The organism is Chlorobaculum thiosulfatiphilum (assembly GCF_006265165.1).
GTDB classification, from domain to species: Bacteria; Bacteroidota; Chlorobiia; order Chlorobiales; family Chlorobiaceae; genus Chlorobaculum; species Chlorobaculum thiosulfatiphilum.
Genome location: NZ_VDCH01000006.1, coordinates 1 through 17,459, shown reverse-complemented (window position 1 = coordinate 17,459; position 17,459 = coordinate 1). Strand labels below are relative to the sequence as shown.

10 protein-coding genes and 1 pseudogene are annotated in these 17,459 nt (G+C 52.2%); 6 read left to right on the top strand and 5 right to left on the bottom strand.

Annotation, left to right across the window (positions count from 1 at the left end):
* Positions 1-13 precede the first annotated feature (13 nt).
* The 3 genes from FGF66_RS04375 to FGF66_RS04365 all read right to left on the bottom strand — a co-directional run bounded on the left by FGF66_RS04375 (position 14) and on the right by FGF66_RS04365 (position 3,941).
* Positions 14-604, bottom strand: coding sequence for a YdcF family protein (locus tag FGF66_RS04375; protein ID WP_139456479.1), 591 nt, complete (start codon positions 602-604; stop codon positions 14-16).
* A gap of 398 nt (positions 605-1,002) precedes the next feature.
* A complete protein-coding gene (locus FGF66_RS04370) occupies positions 1,003-1,626 on the bottom strand; it encodes a C40 family peptidase (protein ID WP_139456478.1) in 624 nt (207 codons plus the stop codon).
* Between the two features lie 71 nt (positions 1,627-1,697).
* Positions 1,698-3,941, bottom strand: coding sequence for a cation:proton antiporter domain-containing protein (locus FGF66_RS04365; protein ID WP_139456477.1), 2,244 nt, complete (start codon positions 3,939-3,941; stop codon positions 1,698-1,700).
* 286 nt (positions 3,942-4,227) lie between these two features.
* On the opposite strand from FGF66_RS04365, the gene FGF66_RS04360 reads away from it, so the two are divergent.
* Positions 4,228-5,088, top strand: coding sequence for an SDR family oxidoreductase (locus FGF66_RS04360; protein WP_139456476.1), 861 nt, complete (start codon positions 4,228-4,230; stop codon positions 5,086-5,088).
* 99 nt (positions 5,089-5,187) lie between these two features.
* On the opposite strand, the gene FGF66_RS12600 is transcribed toward FGF66_RS04360, so the two are convergent.
* Positions 5,188-5,553: a hypothetical protein gene (locus tag FGF66_RS12600; protein WP_170181209.1), complete on the bottom strand. Its 366-nt coding sequence runs from the start codon at positions 5,551-5,553 to the stop codon at positions 5,188-5,190.
* 349 nt (positions 5,554-5,902) lie between these two features.
* Positions 5,903-9,565, bottom strand: coding sequence for a DUF3683 domain-containing protein (locus FGF66_RS04350; protein ID WP_139456475.1), 3,663 nt, complete (start codon positions 9,563-9,565; stop codon positions 5,903-5,905).
* 577 nt (positions 9,566-10,142) lie between these two features.
* Here FGF66_RS04350 and FGF66_RS04345 point away from each other — a divergent pair.
* From FGF66_RS04345 to FGF66_RS04325, 5 genes and pseudogenes are all read left to right on the top strand, one after another.
* Positions 10,143-10,688, top strand: a pseudogene (locus tag FGF66_RS04345) (BPTD_3080 family restriction endonuclease); the annotation flags it as partial.
* A 30-nt stretch (positions 10,689-10,718) separates the two neighbouring features.
* Entirely contained in the window at positions 10,719-15,278 is a 4,560-nt protein-coding gene (locus FGF66_RS04340) for an AAA family ATPase (protein ID WP_139456474.1), read from the top strand.
* A gap of 65 nt (positions 15,279-15,343) precedes the next feature.
* Entirely contained in the window at positions 15,344-16,000 is a 657-nt protein-coding gene (locus tag FGF66_RS04335; RefSeq protein ID WP_139456473.1) for a hypothetical protein, read from the top strand.
* A gap of 35 nt (positions 16,001-16,035) precedes the next feature.
* On the top strand, positions 16,036-16,767 hold the full coding sequence (locus FGF66_RS04330; RefSeq protein ID WP_139456472.1) for a hypothetical protein: 732 nt from the start codon (positions 16,036-16,038) through the stop codon (positions 16,765-16,767).
* 238 nt (positions 16,768-17,005) lie between these two features.
* A complete protein-coding gene (locus FGF66_RS04325; protein ID WP_211341975.1) occupies positions 17,006-17,143 on the top strand; it encodes a hypothetical protein in 138 nt (45 codons plus the stop codon).
* The last annotated feature ends 316 nt before the right edge of the window (positions 17,144-17,459 follow it).

Here is a 17,459-nt window from a genome sequence, read left to right as displayed (position 1 = left end):
GCCGGGGGCGGGGTCAGTAGTAGGCGAGCAGGTAGTAGATGTTCTTCTGGAGTTCGCTCACCACGAAGCGGTAGCTTATGTCGTTACGCCACCAGAAGAGGGGGCGCCACCAGGCCGGTTCGGTCGCCACAAGCCGGAAGCGCTTGTCGCTGCCCGCAAACACCTTTTTCCAGGTTTTGTTGAGGCGCAGCATGTGCGGCGGATCGCTCACCACGAGCGCGCGTTTCCATCCCTTCCTGTCCATCAGGTCCGAGGTGTTTTCCGCCTCTTCCCAGCTCGTTTCCGACCAGGTATCGACGTGGATGTACTTTCTTGGCACACCACGCTCGATGAGTTTGCGTTCGCGCCAGTTGGGATGATCCGGGCGGTAATAGCGGCTGTCGATGCCGGTCAGCACGATGTGTTTCGCATAGCCCGCCTTGTACAGGTCGCCCCCTTTTTTCACCCGCAGTCCGTCGTCGCCGCCGAGAACGACGATCACGTCAGCCTTTTCGGGTTTCGCCGAATGCAGCGACACGAGCAGCCCGAGGCCGAGATAGAGCGTGGCGCAGAGCGCGCTGGAGATCAGAAAGAAAAGCAGGGAGATTTTCAGGAAAGCTTTCATGATGCAGACTGACGGAGATCGAGGTTCATGTGGTCAGCAAAAATCAAAATACAGAAATACATCTTTATAGAGTATAATATCGCCTTTTTGGAATGAGGGGCATGGATTGATTCAACAGGAATTGATCAGCATTGCCCACGGTTCCATGCCTGTCTGACGGCACCGCGTGAATATACGTAATTCAATAGAATAAAGCATCTTATGGTTTATGAAGGGGGCTGCGGAATGTGTTAGAACGATGACCCGGGCATCGAGCGCGGCGTTCAGGCGTGAGGATGGAAAGAGGGTGAATATGATCGTTACAGCGTTGGTCATCCTGTTTGCCTCTGCCCGAAATCAGCAGGGCAGTCAGAATCGGCCGCATTCACCCCGGCTTGATCTGCCTTTGCGTATGGGAATCAGGAGGCGGCGTTGGCGTCGATCGACTCTTCGATCAGGTTGCTGAGGTCGTCCTGGAGATGGCTGCCCTGCACGTCGAGAATACGCACGCCGGTGGCGAAGCGTTTGTTGTAGTAGTTTTCGTTGAGAGTGTCGCGGGTGATGCCCTTGGAGAGCGAGGAGTGGACGAAGGTGTCGTTGCCGATGAAAATGCCTACGTGGTTGATGCGGTTTTTGCCGTTCGTGAAGAAGACAAGATCGCCGGGCCGCAGTTCGCTCCGGTCAATCTTTGCGCCCATCGAGGCCATTTCACGTGACGAATGCGGCAAATTGACGTCGAGTTCCTTGTTGAACATGAACCGGACAAAGCCAGAACAGTCGAAACCGGATGGAGTATCTCCGCCGAAACGGTAACGGATGCCAAGGTACTGCTTGACGTTGGTAAAAAGATTCCGGATGTTTTCAGCCGATTGTTTGACCGGCTTGATCATATTGGCGGATGGGGCCGCGCAAGTGATTTCGGTCGCCTCTTCGGCGGCCATGAGCGAGGGGGAGTGGAGAAAGAGCGAGGAGGCAATGGCGGCGCAAACCATGAGACTTTTCAGAACCCGAAGGTCTGTCCGGGATTGTTGCTCTCTTTGCATAGGCTGCGGGATTGGTCAACTCCCGCGCTGAGCGGGTCTTTGACGACGTTAATATATTGTTTTTTAAAACTTTACATTTTAGTACCCTTTTCGGGATTATCCAAATCTTTTTGGCGGCGTTGACGTGTCTTTTTGAGCTTTTTTCTGATTTGTAACTGATTTTTTTTGATGAATACGGAGGCATCCTCTCCGATTTTTCGGATAACCGCGCTTCCGAACGGGAAGGATTTCGGGGCGATAACATCGCCATACCCCTCTTCGATGCTGCTGGAGTTGAATTGCGCCGGATAGATCATGATCTTGCTGATGTCGGGCAGATGCTTTTCGAGACGTTCCGGCACGTGGTCGAAAAAGGGGTGGTAGGAGATCGACTCCCGGCGGGCGCTGACGAATGCGATGAGGTCGTCAGTCCTGAACTGGAGTTTCTGTTTCGGTATATCCTCCCATTCGCGGAAGTTTTTGAAGGTCTGGTACAGAACCGGCGAGCCGGAAAGCTTCGTTTTCAGCGCCTCGGTAATCGCCAGGCGGCTTTTGCGGTCGCAGTGGAACAGCAGCGGAATGGCCAGCTCTTGCGAGAGGCGGCTCATTTTGCGCACCCACTGCGCGAATCCCTTCTCTTTTTCGGAGAGCGGCGGGCAGATAACCACGACTCTGCGGTGCATGGCCAGCGGGCGCGTGAGATGGCAGATCACCGTGGTTTTGCAGGTGCAACCGACGATGCTTTCAGGACTGTCGTTGATCATCTTCTCGATGAAGCCGTGACGGCTTGGCCAGTCGAGGATGATCAGGTCTGACTGAGACTCCTTGACCGTTCTGCCGATGCCGCTGCAAATGTTGTAGTCGATCGTCGCGACGATGTTGAGGCGGGTATCGAACGAGGCCGCGAAATCGACTGCCGGCGACAGCTCTTTTCGCGCTTTTTTCAGATTCAGCTCAGCCTCGCTGTCGTTCGGCACCACGGTCAGTAGGGTCAGCGGATTGGCGGAGAGCTTCTCCCGGATCATCACGGCCAGCTCCAGCACCCGTTCGGAGGGCTTACTGTCGGCGATTGGCAAGAGAATCTGCTCGTCGGTTTCGCCCTGTGCGCTCTCTTTTTCGGGCGCGGCGGCGTTTTCTTCGAGCACCAGCTTCTTGGATGCGGCTTCCGTCACCAATGAAGCCACGATGCAGGTCACCAGTATGAGGATGATGGTGCCGTTAAGAATGTTCAGGTCGATGATGCGGGCCTGGTAGCCGACGAGGATGATCGCGATGGTGGCGGCGGCGTGGGAGCTGCTCAGACCAAAGATTATCTGGCCCTGTGCCTTGGTGTATCCAAGCGCTTTCCGGGTGAGCATTGCTGCTACCCATTTTCCGGCGAGAGCCACGACCGTCAAAATAGCCGCGATAATCAGCGACATCGGGGTGCTCATGATCACTCTCATGTCCACCAGCATTCCGACGCTGATGAGGAAGAAGGGGATGAAGAGCGAATTGCCGATGAACTCGATGCGGTTCATCAGCGCGGAAGCGTTCGGGATGAGTGGATTGAGGGCGAGGCCCGCCGCGAAAGCGCCAATGATCGGCTCGATTCCTGCGACCTTTGCAAGGAAGGCCGAAAAGAACACGGCGGCAAGCACGAAGATGTAATGGGCATGCTTCTCGTTTTCGAGCCGGGTGAAAAACCAGCGGGCGATAGCCGGCAGAACGAGAAAGACGATGAGCGTGAAAATCGAAAACGAAATGGCGAGGTGCAGCCAGAAGCTCTGGTCAATGCTGCCTTGGCTGTAGTTGATGATCAGCGCCAGAATGATCAGCACGGCGGTATCGGTCAGGATCGTGCCTCCTACCGTGATGGCTACGGCCTGGTTTTTCGAGACGCCCATGCGGCTCACGATTGGGTAGGCTACCAGCGTGTGCGTCGCGAACATGCTGGCGGTCAAGAGGCTGGTGTTCAGGGGGTAGTTCAACAGGTAGCGGCAGACCGGATAGCCGATGGCGATGGGGATTGCAAAGGTCAGCGCTCCGAAGAGAACGCTTTTGTATTTGTTTTTTCTGAAATCGTTTACATCGAGTTCGAGACCGGCGATAAAGAGAATGTAGAGCAGGCCGATGGTCGAGAAAAGCTCTACCGCCGAGCTTTTTTCAAGAAGATTCAGGCTGTGCGGCCCGATAAGCACACCAGAGAGAATCAGGCCGACCGTGCCGGGAATGTTGAAGCGTTTGAAGACAATCGGCGCGAGCAGAATAACGAAAAGTACGAGCGAAAAGACCAGCACCGGGTTGGTCAACGGCAAATGGAACTCCTCAAGAAAGTTATGGTAGTAGGATTCCATACGCTCGCGTTCACTTTGGATTTGGATTGCCTTCTGTAGTGGGATTGAATTTAAGGAATTTAACTGAATGCACCGGCGTCATGACTCGCGCAGGCCAGGCTGTTGTCGCCTTATCTCTTTTTTGTTTTGGTATAATAAAGAGCTTTACAAAGCAAAGTAAAAAGTATAATGAAAAGCCAGTAGCAGAATGCGCAGTACGCCATCCTGGCCGAGCTTCATTTGTTCGTCATTACTCGCCACGCTATTTTCTCTTTTCCTGAAAAAATCACTGGTACCATTGCACTGTATGAAGAGTCGCTCCGCATCTCTTGGCGTCGTAATTACCGGCGGCACTGCCGGACTTGGGCTGGCTATGGCGCGTGAGTTTTTGCGCGCGGGTGATCGCGTGGTGATCTGTTCGCGCCACGAATCGAATCTGGCGTCTTCGTTGCAAACCCTCGCAAGCGATGCGCCGGGCGAGGAGGCGCATGGCATTGCCTGCGACGTTTCCGACTCCCGGCAGGCTGCGGCTTTTGCCGCCTTCGCGGCAGCCAAGCTTGGCGTCATCGATCGCTGGATCAACAATGCAGGCACGGCGGGCCGGATGCGTCGGCCGCTCTGGCAGCTCGATCTCGACGACATCGACGAGACCTGCCGCACCAATCTTTCCGGCAGCATGATGCTTTGCGCGGAGGCGTTGCGCGTCATGCTTCGCCAGCCCGCGGGCGAGGGCGGGCCGCGCTATCATCTGTTCAACATGGGATTTACCGCTGCTGGCCTCCGTTCGTCGCCCACTTCTGTGCCGCATCGCGCATCCAAGCGGGCCGTGGCGATCATGAGCGAGCTGCTTCGCCAGGAACTCGACGCCGCCGGAAAGCGCTCGGTTGGCGTTCACGAGCTGAGTCCCGGACTGGTGCTGACCGACCTGTTGCTTCGCGACGCCACGCCCGCGCAGAAGCGCTTCTTCAACGCGATGGCCGAAACGCCCGAAACGGTGGCGGCAAAGCTGGTTCCCGCAATCCGGGCCGCGAGCGGGCAAGGTGGCACACTACGCTACCAGCCGTTGCTGCTCATGCTCGCCCGGCTGGCGGCGTCACTGTTCGGGTATCGCAATGAGCGGTTCTTCACCAGTGACGGAGAGTGGCGTTTAGGTGGGGGAGTGCTGTAGCTTTGATAGGTCGGATAGGAAAAGGGAAGGGCGGACTCGCGGATCCGCCCCTGAAAATTCATTCTTATTCAATTCATCATTCAACATTCATAATTCTCTTCACGCCGCTATCCACTGGACGGCGCTGTCGAGGTTTTCGAAGAGGTCGATGCTGCGTGAGCCTGTTTTTTCTTCGTCGCTGAAAAGTCCGCTGATGGCGCTGTCGATGCCGTTTTGCAGCACGATCGCCACTTTGCTCTTTCTTTTGCCTGGCGTGTCGAGTTCCCCGATAATCGGAATGACCTCGGAGATGGTCGAGAGCGAAAGGCTTGCCTCGTCGTTTTGCCTGAAGATCCAGATGCGGTTCTTGTGCTTGTATCCGGGCAGCGCGGCGATGCGAAGGAATGCTTCGAGAATCGCTGAAAAGCTGACGCCGCCGTTAAACGTAACCTTGATGTAGGTTTCTTCGTTGATGATGGTGTACATAGTCGTGTTCCGTTCAGCGTTGTGAGTTGCATGATGGCGATGGTCATGATTGACCTGCGCTCCATTATTTTTTGATCAAATAACATGCCAAACGGTCAGAATTGTTTTCACCACGACGCTCGATCGACTGTAACTCCTTTTTTTACCGTCGCTTGAAAAAGTTATCCGGATCATCATAGCCATGTCAAGGCGGCGTCGAAAAACTACATCCGCGTCGGTATATCGTTGAGTGCCGGGAAAAAAGACATTATGGTGGGGAAATCCAGGCGTTCATGGCTGATGCGGGATCCATCCGAAGCGAAAAAAAGGCGGACACCGAGGCCCGCCCTTTCAATTCATCATTCATTATTCAAAACAGCACCGCCTGGGCCTTCGCGGCCTGGGCGAGGAAGCGTTCCATCCAGTCGGGGCCGGAGTGCTTTTCGGCCAGCGCCACGGCGATGTGCTTCGGTTCGACGCCCATGTCGTGGTTGCGCCCGAGGCCCTGCACGCACGAGGGGCAGTTGGTCAGTATCGTCGCCGTCGGCGCGCCGTGCATCGACTCCTTCAGCGCTTCGCGCTTGCGGTGCAGCATCGAGTCGGTGATGTCGGGCCGCGACAGCGCCAGCGTTCCCGCCTCCGAGCAGCAGTGCGGCACGTCGGTCACCTTGCCGAAGCCGCCGACATCGCGCAACAGGTCGCAGGCCTTGCCTTTCAGCGAGTCGTGGCAGGGGGCGTGGTAGAGGCTTCCTGTCTCGCCGCCGTCAACCCGCATCCCTTTTTCGTAAGCGTAGCGCGAGACATCGATGATCCGGTTGCCGAAGAGCTTCGGGGCGTCCATGATTTCGAGTCCCTCCATGCAGGTGCCGCAGGAGATGACGCAGGCGTCGAAATCGAAATAGGAGAACATCTCGCGAATCTGGCTGAACATCACCGTGTTGCGCAGCACGATCGAGGCGTACTCCTCCTCTTTGGCGTTGACGTGCAGCGGGAAGCCGCAGCACAGAAAAGGCGGCGGCAGCACCACGCGCGTACCGGTTTCGAGCAGAATGTGGATCGCGGCCATCGAGATGGTCGAGTGCAGCCGCTCCGAGCCGCAGCCGGGGAAGTAGAGCACCGTCGAGGCCGGTTCCTTGCCGGTTGGCTCGAACACCAGCACCTGGTCGCTGTCGCAGGGCGGCAGCACGTCGCGCAGCGTCTTTTCCGGCACCGGCGGCACCGCCGAGCGCAAGAGCCGCAGCGGCGGCAGCACATTCTGCGCATCGGATGCCTGGAGCGGCGCGGTCATTTTCGTGCCGGCCCGCTGGACGGCCCCGCCAATCCGCAGCACCGTGTTGCGGAACATCTTGTTGTAGAATGGCGAGCGGTTGGCCAGGTAGTTCAGCGTCATCTTGGTGATGGGCGGCGAATTCTTGAAGCCGCGCGCTGAGAGAATCTCCCGTTCGAGAATCGAGACCTCGCCCGAATCGATGTCCACCGGGCAGGGTTTCAAACACTTGTGGCAGATGGTGCAGTGATCGGCCACCTCCTCCAGCCACTGCAAGAGGCGGAAATCGGTCGAACGCTCGCGCTGGGCGTCGTAGAGCAGCGCCTCGATGAGCGAACCGATGGCCAGGTTCTTGTTGCGCGGATGGTAGAACATGCCGCGCGCCGGGTAGTAAACGCAGCAGTCCGGCTTGCACTTGCCGCAACGGATGCAGTAGTCCACCTTCTTCGACAACTCTTCGAGCTTGCCGCGCTTGAGAATGTGCGCCTCCAGCTCCAGCAGGTTGAACGACGGGGTGAAAATGTGGTTCAGCGCTTCGTAATCCTCCAGCTTGCCGGGGTTCATGATGCCGTCCGGATCGACCTCGCGGCGATAGGCGGTCAGCTCCTCGATGCGCGCTTTGTCCATGTACTTCAGCTTCGTGACGCCGATGCCGTGCTCGCCGGAAACGACGCCGCCAAGCGAAATCACTTTTTCCATTACCATGTCGATGACGTGATCGGCGCGGTCGAGCATCGGCCGGTCGTTGGAGAGCACCGGCACGTTGACGTGCACGTTGCCGTCGCCGGCGTGCATGTGCGTGGCCAGCACGATGCGCCGGTCGCGCACGTGCTTGTAAGCTGCTTCGATGGCGTCAAGCGTTTTCGGATAGCCCCGGAAGAGCTGCTTCAGCTCGGTGCGGAACTCCTGCAAAAGCGTCAGCGAGCGCAACAGCAGCGGATCGGCGGCTTCGAGGCGGTTGCCGATCAGGTCGCACAGGCCGAGGCCCGCCGGAATCTTCGCCTCGAATGGCGTGAGTTTTTCCGGATTGCTGCTTTCGCGCAGCATCGCGTCGATCCGGTCAACGTACTTCAACTGCGCGAAACGCTCCTCCTCGACGTTCAGGTCGTCGATGAAGCGGGCGAACACGGCGAGCTGGTCGATCGGGATGACAATATCCTCGTTCAGCTTGAAGGCGTTGGTGCGCCGGGCAATCGCGCCGAGCTTCTTGCGATCCGCCCAGAACAGCGTTGCTTCGGCCTCGTCACGCGCCACGAACATCAGGGTGTTCGGGTGCTTTTCGAGCAGGTTGCGAACGCGCTCCACGCCCGCCTCGACCTCCGATTCCGAGTGCCCGGCGATGTCGATCAGCAGCACCGCCTTGGGCGTCTGCGGGCGGGTGGCCTTCACCTTGTAGTCGATGGCGCGGATGTACTCGTCGTCGAAGTGCTCGAGGGCGAGCAGCGTTTCGTGATCGACATTCTGGTAGGGAAACGCCTTCGCGAGTTCGACGATCACCCGGCTCGCCTCGTCCATGTCGGGGCCGAAGAACTCCAGGCAGAGCGTGCGCTTTTCTTCATATTTCGGATAGAGCACGAACACCGCCGAGGTGATGACGCCGTCGGTTCCCTCCTTCTGGAGGCCGGGCACGCCGCCGAGCGCCTTGTTGGTGATGTCCTTCCACAGCCCCTGCTTGCGGATTTCGGTGCCGCGCAGCGCGATCCGTTTGAGCGGCGCGCCGTGCTGGTCGAGCACCTCGTAGGTCACGGTATCCTCCGGCAGAATCTTGCGTAACTGGTGGTCGGTTCGCCGCACTGTCCACAGCTTGCCGCCCGGCATGGCGATTTTCCATTCGAGCAGGTTGTCGATGCAGGTGCCCCAGCGCACGGCCATCTTGCCGCCCGCGTTCTCGGCGATGTTGCCGCCGATGGTGCAGGCCCACTCGCTGGTGGGGTCGGTGGCGAAGACGAGGCCGTGCTGGTCGGCGTGGTGCATGGCCGCCTCGGTAATGACGCCCGCCTCGACCTCGATCACCTTGCCCGGCACCGTGTGGCCGTCCTTCAGATGGAACGTCCGTTCGGTGATGCCGCGCACGTGGTTCAGCTTCTCGGTGTTGATGATGACGCAGTCCGAGCGCAGCGGCACCGCGCCGCCGGTGAGTCCGGTGCCCGCGCCGCGCGGAATCACGCGCAGACCGAGCTTTGCGATTGCCGCGATGAGCGGGGCGACCTGCGCCTCGTCGTCCGGCGTCACGACAGCCACCGGAAGGTACAAGCGCCAGTCGGTGGCGTCGGTGGCGTGGGCGACAATCGAAAAGGGATCGAACAGCACGTTCCTCGTGCCAACGATGGGGGCCAGCTCCTTTTTGAGCTTGCGCCGGAACTCCGGCAGCCGCTCGATTTCGGCGCGGAACTTCTCCAGCTTCGCGCGAAGGGTCTGCACGATCGCCATCACTCTCGGCTCACCGTTGGCCGACGACTGGATTGTCTCGATGTCCTTGCGGGCGTGTTCGAAAATCCGGTCGCGCCTCCGCTCCGAGCCGATCAGCTCCTGGAACAGATAGGGATTGCGGCCATGAATGAGAATATCGCCGAAGAGCTGCATGAGCAGGCGGGCCGAGCGGCCGGTCACACGGAGGTCGCGCAGTTCGTCGATCTGCCGGACGACCTCTTCGCCCAGGATGAACGAAATCGCCTGGCGGTCGCTTGCAGAGGTGTAGTTATAAGGTATCTCGCGCTTGACGGCAGGAACTGCCCGCGCGGCATCAGGCTCTTTATTGACAGTCATAGGTATTCAATACTGGCGAAAAAATATTCATGCTTCATCCGAATCTCGTCCGGCAGGAAGCCACGATAAATAACGACGATAAAAATTCCGGACTCTTGCGTTTTTCCGTTCGGCCCGTTTATGGCCGCCGACCCGTTTCGCAAGCGTTTCTTCAGGCATTAACGCCATACAAAGGAATAGCTTGTGCAACAATATAACGAAACTCCCCGTAACTCATTGACCAGCCATTTCCACACGCTGCGAGTTCACGATCGATACACTTTGTCGCCCTCTTCTCGACGAAGCCTCGGGACGTGGTGATCGAGTCGTTCATCGATCGTTAACACACTTAACCTGCCTTGCCCCGAGAACATTCCCGGCCCGATTTTTCCCTCCACCCGTCACCTGTCGCGCATCACCGGTTTTCATGCTTGTAAATGGCGTAACCAATCAGTATATAACAAGATGCTGATCTTCGTGGCATGACGCTCGTCAACGTTTGCTGAAATCCCCGTTCAGAAACCGGTATCTTTTCCATGAGTTATTGTTCCAAATATTCTCAGGCTGCGCCCATCCGACCGAAAGGAGGTTCGTGCTGATGGATAATCGCTTTTTCGATCACCCGATTCTCAACTCGCCTTACGACCATCCGGCTCGTCACTGGGAACTCGACTCGACCGGCCAGCCGACGCAGCAGATTATCGAAAGCCGTCGCCGGGCAGATTTCATCACGGCGGTTCCGAAGCCGAAAAAACGCCGGGCCGAAGAGGGGCAGCAGGAGATCGTGTTCGATGAAGGCATCGGCCTTTCAACCGAAATCCAGCAGTACGACCAGACCTTGATCATCAACGCGCTTCGCGCCGAGGTCGATAAATGGCGTCAGTTGCCCGACCAGGCGAGCTGGCAGGTGACGCCCGAAACCGCCCGGCTGCTCAGGCACTGGCGGCATCACGACTTCAGCGGCATCCGCCCCTTCTTCTGCCAGCTTGAAGCGGTTGAAACCGCGATCTGGCTGACCGAGGTCGCGTCTCATGCGGGCAAAACCGGCAAACGCTTCCTCGACCATCTCGAAAGCGCCAAAGAGAACGCCAATCCCGAAATCCTGCGGCTGGCGCTCAAGCTCGCCACCGGCGCGGGCAACAGTGAATAACTTAAGCATAGAGCAAGCGACAAAATGAGCATCGCAGGAATACGCTCCAATCGCGGGGATATTTATCAGACTTTGATTGCGTTCGATTGGGCATTGACTGTTCTTTCCGATCCAGAATATAAATGGCTTGAAATAGATTCTACGGCTTTTCCGGTAGATGATGTCGTGATTGGCAAATCTGACGGCTCCCTGATTTGTTGCCAGTGCAAAAAGAACCAGCCTGATTTTAGGGCATGGTCGATATCCGATTTAGGTGACGAATTAGATAAGGCTTCTGTAGTGTTGGCTGAAAATCAACAGGCTCAAGTCAAATTCTATTCCCGTGGAGAGTTCGGAGCACTTGCAAAACTTCGTGAATACAGCACCCTTTGGGGCAATGATGAAGAATACCTTGGGAATTTGACCCAAGAACATATAGTAACAAATCGCGATTTAGACGCTCGAATTACTGTTAAGGCACCCCGTTTCACTACCTATGAATTCCTGTGCCGTACAAGCTTCGAGACCAGTCCAGATTTTGATCGCATTGAGACTTTACAGCGTGAACGTTTGCGCTATTTGACGAGCAATTCAGATGCGGCCTTCAACGCTCTCTGGGTACGCATAGATAATCTTGGTGGCCGTATCAGCAGTGGCAACCTGAGCGCATCTGCCCAGCATCGTCTCACCAAGGATGATCTGAAAGACATTCTCCATCAAGCGGGAGCCATGCTGGTTCCGATGATGTCCATTACGGAGGTGCGTGAATCATTTGCCAGCACCTCAACTATTGGCAGGTCGTGGCAACGGGATATTGCCGGGCATCGCATTTCAAGTCCTCTTGAGAAAGAACTCTTGTCTGCCATAGATGCCAAGAAGCATGCTGTTTTGCTTACGGGTTTGCCGGGTTCAGGCAAAACTTGTGTGATGTTGAACTTGCAAGAAGCTCTTGAGCAGCGCATGGAATTACAAAGTGACCTTGTTCCGCTTTTCATTCAATCGCGTGAATTTGCTGACTTTGCGACGGCGCAGGAGCGTCAAGCACAAGGCTTATCGGAGCAATGGGTAGAGCAGGTTGCCCGATTAGCAGAAAATACGTATGTGGTTGTGGTAATTGATTCGCTGGATGTTTTGTCCATTGCCCGTGAGCACAGTGTGTTGACATATTTCCTTGCACAAATTGACCAGTTGTTACTCATACCCAATGTCACTGTAATCACGTCTTGTCGAGACTTCGACCGCAAATACGATCGACGAATTGCCACGCGGCAATGGGATTGCGAGTTACAGCGCTTGCCGTTGAATTGGGATTCTGTCATTGTTCCGTTACTTGATAGCCTCGGAATTGATACAAGCGCTATTGATGATGTCACTCGTAAACTCATCCAAAATCCTCGTGAGCTGGCCCTTTTTGTTGAACTGGCTCAGCGTGAGGGCATCTTCAACGTGGTTACCAGCCAGGCACTGGCGCAGCGCTATCTCGATGCTATCGTGCAGATTGATCACGAGTTGGGAGATGAAGCCATGCAAGTGCTTGAAAACATGGCCAATGCAATGCTTAAGTCTCGCAGCTTGTCTATTCCATATCAGCGCTTAAAGGCATCGCCAGAAATTCTGCGGCGCTTGCATAGTCTCAATGTCTTGCAAGATACCCATGATGGAAAATTGACGTTTGGTCATCAAACATTACTGGATGTTCTGGTTATAAGCAGCGCAATACGGCAAGGTGTTTCGCTTAATGAATTCATCAAAGGGTTGCCTCCAGTTCCATTTGTACGGCCCAGCATACGTAGTTTTGTCGCACAGTTGGCAACTGGAGACCGTCGAGAGTTCAGGAAACAACTACGAGCTGTCTTGACAGGAAACGCAGCTTTCCACATTCGTCGTCTGATTGCTGAGTCGTTTGCCCAGCAAGTACCGCAAGATGATGACTGGCTGATGATAAGAGACTTGCGAGACAAGCATCGTGAGGTGTTCCAAGTTATATACATTCATGCAGAGCTTATTGAGTGGCACTACTTTTGGCTTTCTCATTTGGTGCCCATATTGAAAGAGATGCACGATAGCGAAGGAATGACGGCCCATGTTTACCAAGTGGTGCATTGGCAAAATGAAGATACTGCAAGGATAATGGCATTTTGGATGGAAGCTTTGGATTTGGATTGGCTGGATAGAAATAGAATCGCTGAACAATTGGTATTTGGGATATCTAAACTCAAAACAGAAAAATTACCACTTGTTACGCCGTTACTTGAACGATTACTCAGTGTGCCTAAACCAGCACATAGTATATTAGGAAAAACTATTGCTCGCGGTGTTGAGACCGGTGCTTTTGACGATAGATTGTTATGGTGCTATATTGCAGGAGATGTTGATGATGATGATGTGATTGAATTTCATTTTAACAATAAGCTTCATTGTCAACCCCATGAATTTGGTGATAAGAACGATGGCTTTTTTGTGCGAAGAATGGTGAATTCAGTAGTTCTGTTAGATGTGGCATTAGAATCAATTGAGCGTTGGAGTCAAATCAAATTAGCGAAAAGAGTTTATCGTTGTGATTTCTTGGATGAAACCTCATATTTTGATGTTCACTCACAGATTGATCACCGGCATGTAGATGGGGAACGAATTCTGTTCGATGCAATTGAGGTGGCGATTCTCGATCATGCAAAAAACCACTCAGAGTGGTGGCTACAGAATCGAGAACGCCTTTCCTTTAATCATGAAGCCGCATTACGCTATTTTGCGATTATTGCTTACACAAAACATCCGCAACAAAATATTGATTTGATTGGTCGCATGTTGTGCGATAGAGATTTATTGGAATCAAAACTATCTTACGAACTATGTGAGTTGAGTCACACTGCATTTATTTTATTGGATAGAGATACGCAACACCTTGTTCTGACGACAATGCAGGGCGTTTTTGAGGAGTATACGCCGGATAGGGATAAACATTCGTGGATATTAAAGAATCGAGCAGGATATATCTCATCAGTGCCTTGCTTTCTCCGTACAATAGATGCGCAAGCAATACTTGATGAGTACGAAAGAAAATATGGTAAAATGGATAGAAAGCCATCAATTGGTATGACAAGCAGTAGTATCGCTGCTCCATTTTCATTCGAGAGATTTTTAAGCGTACGTGATGAAGGAGTGATTCGCTTGCTATCGCACTACTCTGGATATAATCGAGATTTTGAGGACTTTTCAGTAGGAAGAGAGCGTGAGGTCGGTTGGCAATTACGGGAGGCAGCATCTCGCCATCCAGTGAGATTCTTGAGATTACTGGTATCGCAATGGACAACTATTTCAGCACGTTTTCGCGATGATATCATGGCTGGCATCACAACATACTTGGCTTATTGCTTTGGTAATTTACAAATCAACGGCAATTGGGAGCCTATAGATGAACCTGATGCTGCTGATTTGGTCAGTCATATTCTTGATGAGCTGGAGAGACATTCTGACCACTGGCAACTCAATCGCTCTGCAGCCGAAGCTCTTGAAAGCTGCGCACATGTGATTTGTGATACACAAAGTGCTATGCGATTGGTGTTTTTGGCAATAGGGTTCGAGCGGTTTAAGGATGAAGAAAGTGTTTTTCAAGGAGATTCAGTCAGCTTGATTAATGTTGGTTACGGTATGATAAGTGGAAAAGTAGTCGAAGCTTTGATGATTTTAATCGATAAATTATACGAGCAAGGAATTGAATTACCCGAATTGTTACCGCCTTTATTACTTCGATTTGCCAGTAACGAAAATCCAGCAATTCGAGCTCTGATTCTTCGGCGTTTGCCTTACCTTCAAAGCAAGAATCCCGAGTTGGGTTGGGAACTCTTTCGCCTTGCTATGCAAAAGAACTATGTTGGGCTTTGGCGGATAGCTGAACCTTGTCTCTATTACGCATATTATGATCATTTCGAAAAGGTAGCGCCCTTGCTTGAGCGCATCTTTCATGAAGGTGGGAAGGATGATATGGAAACTTGGGGTCGCATTTCAGCTTTGTCGGCTTTCAGGGGTCATATCGACTTTAGCAATTTGCTTGATGATTTGAAAACTTTGAATATTACTGAAGCATGGAAGGGAGCTGCGGATGTTTGGACTTCCCCTGGCAATATCAAACTTCATCGTGACCAATGCCTTGTGGGCATAGAGGCTGGACTAAACGCAGCGAGTATTCATTCGAAAGTTGTAGCTCAATGTGTTGAAAAAATTTATCGAGAGAAAACACCGCCCATTGCGATTCCTGATGAATTGGTTCGGCTTTTCTTTGTTGTACTCGAAAATGATAGCGAGGATAAATATCACAGTCTCTTTGGATTTGATGAATGGCTTAATACTACTTCGCAACGAGACCCAGAGTTTGCTTTAAATGTAACCGAAATTTACTTGGCTTATGTTAGTCGTGCCAAACCATATTTTTACGACTATGACAATCAATTAGTCCAACTGGTAACTCGACTTTTTGCTGAAGCTGAGGAACGAGAAGAGTCAGATAATGGTGAGATGCTTAAACGTGTAGTAAAAGTGCAAGATTTACTGTTGGCTTTAGGGGTGACTTCTGTTAACGATTGGCTGATCGCGGCTGAGAGGCAATAGTACCTCAGAAAATTGCAGATGAAAACCTGTAAAAATAAAAAAAGAAATAGGCTTTGATGAAAGGCATGGACAAGTATAATCGCCTCCAATTCGGTACCGTCTCGCGTCCCGACCTCGTCGGAGCCGCCCGCGAAGCCGGAGACGCCGGATTCGACGTGCTTGTCGCCTGCGCCTTCAACTACGACGCGCACTTCTCCGAATTCAACAAACTCGGCAGAATCCCGGTGCTCAAAGCCCGGATGCACGACGACCTCATGCAGGACGGCCTGCTCAAAAAGGACAAAAAAGCCGGATCGTTCATCACCATCGGCGAGCCAGACATCCGCCTGCGCAAAACCGGCAGCGAAGCCACCGTCGAAATCTGCGGCCTCGACATCTACGACCCCATCCGGGACGAAGTCAAATCGCGCAACGTCGCCGACATCACCTACTGGATGGTTGACGACAACTACGACGGCAGCAACTTCATCGTCCGCCAACTCTTTTTTTGCGGCGGTGCCCGCGACGAATTCGCCCAATGGCAAAAAGGCTTCGGCAACCTCGCCAAAACCGGCGCGAAACGCAAAGCCGAAAAGACGCTGAAAATAGAAATAGACGAAGAAGCCTTCGACCGCCTCTACGGCTTCCAGTCACATCCAATTCCAGCCACGCCAGGCCGCAAAATAGCCGTCCGGGTAATCAGCCAGTTCGGAGAGGAGAGCATGAAAGTGCTGGAGGTGTAGATGTTTTAATGGAAAATTACTTTAAGAAAAACATCATGAAGAAAAAAGAAAGACTTGAGAGTATGACCGGAGGCTCAACTACTGAATATCGTAGAATTTTTTCAAATAAGGGTGATTTTATCAAGTCACTGGTTGAGATTGTGTCTGTAATCGCATTGGTTGTCGGCGCTGTGATAGGCGCATATTCGTATAAAGAGTACAGATATAATAATTTGATAAATATTAATAATGCTTTATATGTTCAAGATCGAGAGATATATAAAAAAATGGAGGGAAAGAAAAATGTTTTTGGTTTGTTTATACAGCGGTCATCAGATATGAGTATTATCGATGGTTCAAACAAATTATTGGAGAGCTGTGCTGGCAATAAATTAAGCTTTGTCTGGAGAGATGTTCCTGATTTATATGAAAAACTGTATCAGGTAGACGGGTTTTATAATGAAGATCGTGTGTGTTTGAGAGATGCTTTGGATACAGCGGAAAATATATTGTATTTGATTTATAACGTACATGATGCTGACGTGCTAACAAATCATGCTCAAGAAATAGGGGTGGAGACTTGGTATGCCTATATAGAAGAAGTTGGTGAGAATCCTCTATTTTTAGCGGCGATATACAAAGGTATCAAATATAGATATATAGATAAAGAATTTGCAAGATTTCTTTATAATCGTATGAATAATTCAAAACATATAAAAGAAACTTTAATCGTGATATACCATGAAATGACTAATGCATCATGGGTTGATAGTGTTGGTGAAAAATAACGCTATTGTTAATATGAAGTTATTTTTTTGTTAAATACATAGAGTATTTTCGTTGGGAAGTTTTTTTTTGAGGAGTAAAAGATTGTTAATATTTAAAGGTATTTTTGATAATAAGTTATTAAAAATTTTTGCAAGGAAAAGATTGAGGTTCATGATTTCTAACAGAGCAGAATAACAAGATGCTGATGTATCAGCTCGAAAAATCAGAGTTCATAAAATGCATTTCGGAGATGAAGAGATGACCACGGAAAAGAGTTCAAAGCTATCCGAAAAGCAGCCATCATCAATGGTTCGCTCATTTGCGGCGGAGTATCTGACATTTATCGCGCCTGTCGGCAGTTCGGAAGCCTGCGTGGAGATGCGCTATGGTGACTGAGCTGTCGCCGCTGAAAGAGAGAAGTTGAATTGGTCGTGAATCAGATATATTTATCGAACGAAAACAGGGCGTGACATAGGAAAGATGTATGAGGTAGGCAATGATTTTTTTTATGAAAAAATATTGGCTGCCATGTTGTTTAGGTTTCGTAACGTCAAAAATCCATCAACAGTAACCGTTCATCCGGAACTCATGGTGAAGATAAGGGAGAATTTTAAGGATAAAGTGACATCGCCGAAGGGTCAGTGAGATAAAGTGTGTAAACGGTCATAGATTCCACTCATGAAACAAGGAGCAAAACTATGACCAGAAAGAA

Excerpts from the sequence above, each read along its gene's own strand:
- FGF66_RS04325 (WP_211341975.1), top strand. The coding sequence starts at position 17,006 with ATGACCACGGAAAAGAGTTCAAAGCTATCCGAAAAGCAGCCATCATCA.
- FGF66_RS04375 (WP_139456479.1), bottom strand. The coding sequence starts at position 604 with ATGAAAGCTTTCCTGAAAATCTCCCTGCTTTTCTTTCTGATCTCCAGC.
- FGF66_RS04370 (WP_139456478.1), bottom strand. The coding sequence starts at position 1,626 with ATGCAAAGAGAGCAACAATCCCGGACAGACCTTCGGGTTCTGAAAAGT.
- FGF66_RS04365 (WP_139456477.1), bottom strand. The coding sequence starts at position 3,941 with ATGGAATCCTACTACCATAACTTTCTTGAGGAGTTCCATTTGCCGTTG.
- FGF66_RS04335 (WP_139456473.1), top strand. The coding sequence starts at position 15,344 with ATGGACAAGTATAATCGCCTCCAATTCGGTACCGTCTCGCGTCCCGAC.
- FGF66_RS04330 (WP_139456472.1), top strand. The coding sequence starts at position 16,036 with ATGAAGAAAAAAGAAAGACTTGAGAGTATGACCGGAGGCTCAACTACT.
- FGF66_RS04360 (WP_139456476.1), top strand. The coding sequence starts at position 4,228 with ATGAAGAGTCGCTCCGCATCTCTTGGCGTCGTAATTACCGGCGGCACT.
- FGF66_RS12600 (WP_170181209.1), bottom strand. The coding sequence starts at position 5,553 with ATGTACACCATCATCAACGAAGAAACCTACATCAAGGTTACGTTTAAC.
- FGF66_RS04340 (WP_139456474.1), top strand. The coding sequence starts at position 10,719 with ATGAGCATCGCAGGAATACGCTCCAATCGCGGGGATATTTATCAGACT.
- FGF66_RS04350 (WP_139456475.1), bottom strand. The coding sequence starts at position 9,565 with ATGACTGTCAATAAAGAGCCTGATGCCGCGCGGGCAGTTCCTGCCGTC.